At 35.2% G+C, this 3,142-nt stretch carries 3 protein-coding genes; 1 reads left to right on the top strand and 2 read right to left on the bottom strand.

Translation table 11 applies throughout. The features are described 5' to 3' along the window. The first annotated feature begins 260 nt into the window (after nucleotides 1-260). Nucleotides 261-779: a GNAT family N-acetyltransferase gene (locus AC1DJR_RS25580; RefSeq protein WP_429687889.1), complete on the top strand. Its 519-nt coding sequence runs from the start codon at nucleotides 261-263 to the stop codon at nucleotides 777-779. Nucleotides 780-826: 47 nt separating this feature from the next. On the opposite strand, the gene AC1DJR_RS25575 is transcribed toward AC1DJR_RS25580, so the two are convergent. Beyond that, nucleotides 827-1,735, bottom strand: a complete 909-nt coding sequence (locus AC1DJR_RS25575; RefSeq protein WP_477003816.1) for a VOC family protein — start codon at nucleotides 1,733-1,735, stop codon at nucleotides 827-829. Between the two features lie 75 nt (nucleotides 1,736-1,810). Next, the coding region (locus AC1DJR_RS25570) for an ATP-binding cassette domain-containing protein (RefSeq protein ID WP_477003815.1) at nucleotides 1,811-3,142 on the bottom strand (1,332 nt) is incomplete at its 5' end.

Below are 3,142 nucleotides of genomic sequence, written 5' to 3'. Positions count from 1 at the left end.
GCATCTAYCCATCGATATAAAAGCATTTTATTAAAATACATTTAATATTCCAGWGATTTTATGTTAATATTTAAAATATTAACATAAATAAAATAACCTACTTCTCATACAAAAAACCGTTAAAGTTCAACGTCTAACTTATTTTCAGTTAAAAATGGCATATGARTTGCRTRAAATGAGGTTGAGAAAGTTAGAAAACGTTTTTACTTTATACCGTAATTTTTGTGAAATAAAACATAAATAAAAGGAGCTTACTTACAATGAACGTCTCTTTACTTACACCTACTACTGATTTACAAGAAGAATACTTAGATTTTTATACCGAATGGAAAGATAGCGGTGAAACGATGATTCCATGGGTTATTTCAAAAGACCCTTCTAATTTTCCGACAATGATTCAAGAATTACACGACGCACATAACGGAATAAATATTCCTGAAAATTGGGTACCAGACTCTACGTATTGGCTCGTTACAGATGAAAATAGAATTATAGGAGCTGTTAATATACGTCATAGTTTAACTAATCACCTATTTAATGCTGGCGGTCATATCGGTTATGGTATTCGCCCTTCTGAAAGAAGAAAAGGCTATGCTACGAAGTTACTCGAGTTGTCATTAGAGAAAACGAAGGAATTAAACATCAAGAAAGTACTTGTCGTTTGTGACGAAGTGAATACAGCTTCAGAGAAAACGATTTTACATAACGGCGGTCTCCGTGATGAAGATTACACTGAAGAAGATGGTAATGTTGTAAGAAGGTATTGGGTTGAGCTGTGAATAAGTAAAAACAAGCCAGAAAGTGATTACACACTTTCTGGCCTATTTTATGCTGCTTCTATTTCAAACTGCACTGTAATACCACTCGGATCGATTACAGTAAATCCAGTTGTTATTTCGTTTACTTCGTGCTGCTTTTCTACTAATCTTTCCCTTACTTCATCTAACGCTTCTTTATGAGGTAATACAATCGTATACACCTTTAATCCAGTTGCATATGCTGGTGGATGTGGGTTATTTACCCCGTTCCACGTATTCGCACCAATATGGTGATGATACCCTCCTGCCGAAATAAATAAGCAATCATCTTCACGCTGCTGCACTTCAAAACCTACTGTTTCTACATAAAATTCATGAGACTTTTCTACATCAGCTATTCGTAAATGTACGTGTCCAACAACCGTATCAGCTGGTAATCCATCGACCTCATAATCAACGAGCGTTGCYAGTTCTTTTAARTCAATYGGCGTACTTCCTCCTGGCCCTTCTCCCCATTGATTACGTGGACGATCTGCATAAATCTCGATACCATTTCCCTCTAGATCTTGTAAATAAAACGCTTCGCTATACGTATGATCACTTGCACTATTAAATCTTGAAATTGGTAAAATTTCATTTGAATATGTATAACGTCCTTCTTGCTCAATCGGACTATCAATTACCTTTTTATTACGAATAACACCAAATAGTGCCGAAGCAAAAGCTTCACGAGTTGGAACTAAAAAGGCGACATGATATATACCCGTCGTACGTGGCTCTTGAAGCGCTGCATCTTCCACCTGCTCAAGAACGAGTAAAGCATTCTTACCACCTTTTCCAGCTAAATATGCTTTATTCCCCTCTTGCTTAATTACTTCTAAGCCTACTACATTCTCATAGAAAACAATTTGATGCTCTAAATCTTTCACTTTAAATTCTACATGACCAATACGTGTTTTTGGATGAATTTGTACCATGAATAACTTCCTCTCCAGTTTCCTTTAGTTTTTTATATAAGTTAATAGGCAATAGCCCTATTCAACGAATACACCTTAATTTTGTTTTTTTGTAGCATCAACTTTCAGCCATTTCTTCGATATTTCGCTTAATGTTCCATCTTGTTCTAATTCTTTTAGCGACTTATTTATATCTTCTAACTTTTCACTCTTTTTTGCAAATGGAAATGCGATCTCTCCCCATTCAAGTGGACCAAATCCCACTTTCACATTATCTAGTTTCGCCTTTGTGATTGTTGTTTCCACTTGAACTTTATCATTATAATAAGCATCAACGCGTCCCAGCCCTACTTCATTCAATTCCGCTGTTGGATCTTCTGAGAACGTTTTAATTGTAAAGGCATTATCTTTGTTTAATGCTTTTAACTCTTGTTCTCCTGCTGTGCCAAGCCCAACTCCTACCGTCTTTCCTTTTAAATCTTCTAGCGACTTAATTGTTTTATTATCTTTCTTCACCGCGAAAACAGAGCCTGAATACACATATGGGATTGAAAAGTCATATTTCTTTTTTCTTTCCGGAGAAACTGATAGTTCATTTGCAATCGTATCAATACGGCCTGAATCTAATAAACCGAATAATCCTTCAAAATCAGAAATATTCCATTCTACTTTATATCCAGCCTTTTTAGCAGCCGCTTCAATAATTTCAGCATCAAAACCTTTTACTTCAGAWGCATTTAATTGCCGTAAAAATTTTTTCGTACGTTCATTTTGTGGGTTTCGGAAAATCTCTTCTGGCGTTCCCTGCTCTACAATAATTCCATCAGCCATAAATATAATGCGATCCGCCACCTCTTTTGCAAAATTCATTTCATGTGTAACAATAACCATCGTTATATGCTGTCTTGCCAATTCTTTAATAACTTGCAATACCTCATTAACTAATTCTGGATCAAGTGCTGAAGTCGGTTCATCAAACAATAATACAGCTGGATTTAAAGCCATTGCCCTAGCAATCCCTACCCTTTGCTGTTGTCCACCTGATAACATCGTCGGATAAAAATCTTCTTTATCAGCTAAGCCTACTTGTTTTAATATTTCTCTCGCTATTCCATTTGCCTCTTCTTCACTTTTTTTCTGTACAACCGTTAATGCTGTTGTAATATTTTGCAATGCTGTTTTATTTTTAAATAAATTATAGTTTTGAAAAACCATAGCTGTTTTTTGACGTAATTTTATGATTTCTTTTTGATAAAGTTTCYTCGTATGAATCTCTAAATCTTCAATTCTAATACTRCCATCATCCGGTTGTTCTAATAAATTTAAACATCGTAGTAATGTCGATTTCCCTGAACCAGARGGTCCAATAATTACTACCACTTCCCCTTTTTTTACAGTAAGTGAGATTCCTTTCAGCACTTCATTATG

The organism is Bacillus sp. 05T31 (assembly GCF_056396725.1).
The sequence above is the reverse complement of the archived record's forward strand: the minus strand, read 5'-3'. Positions and strand labels throughout refer to the sequence as shown.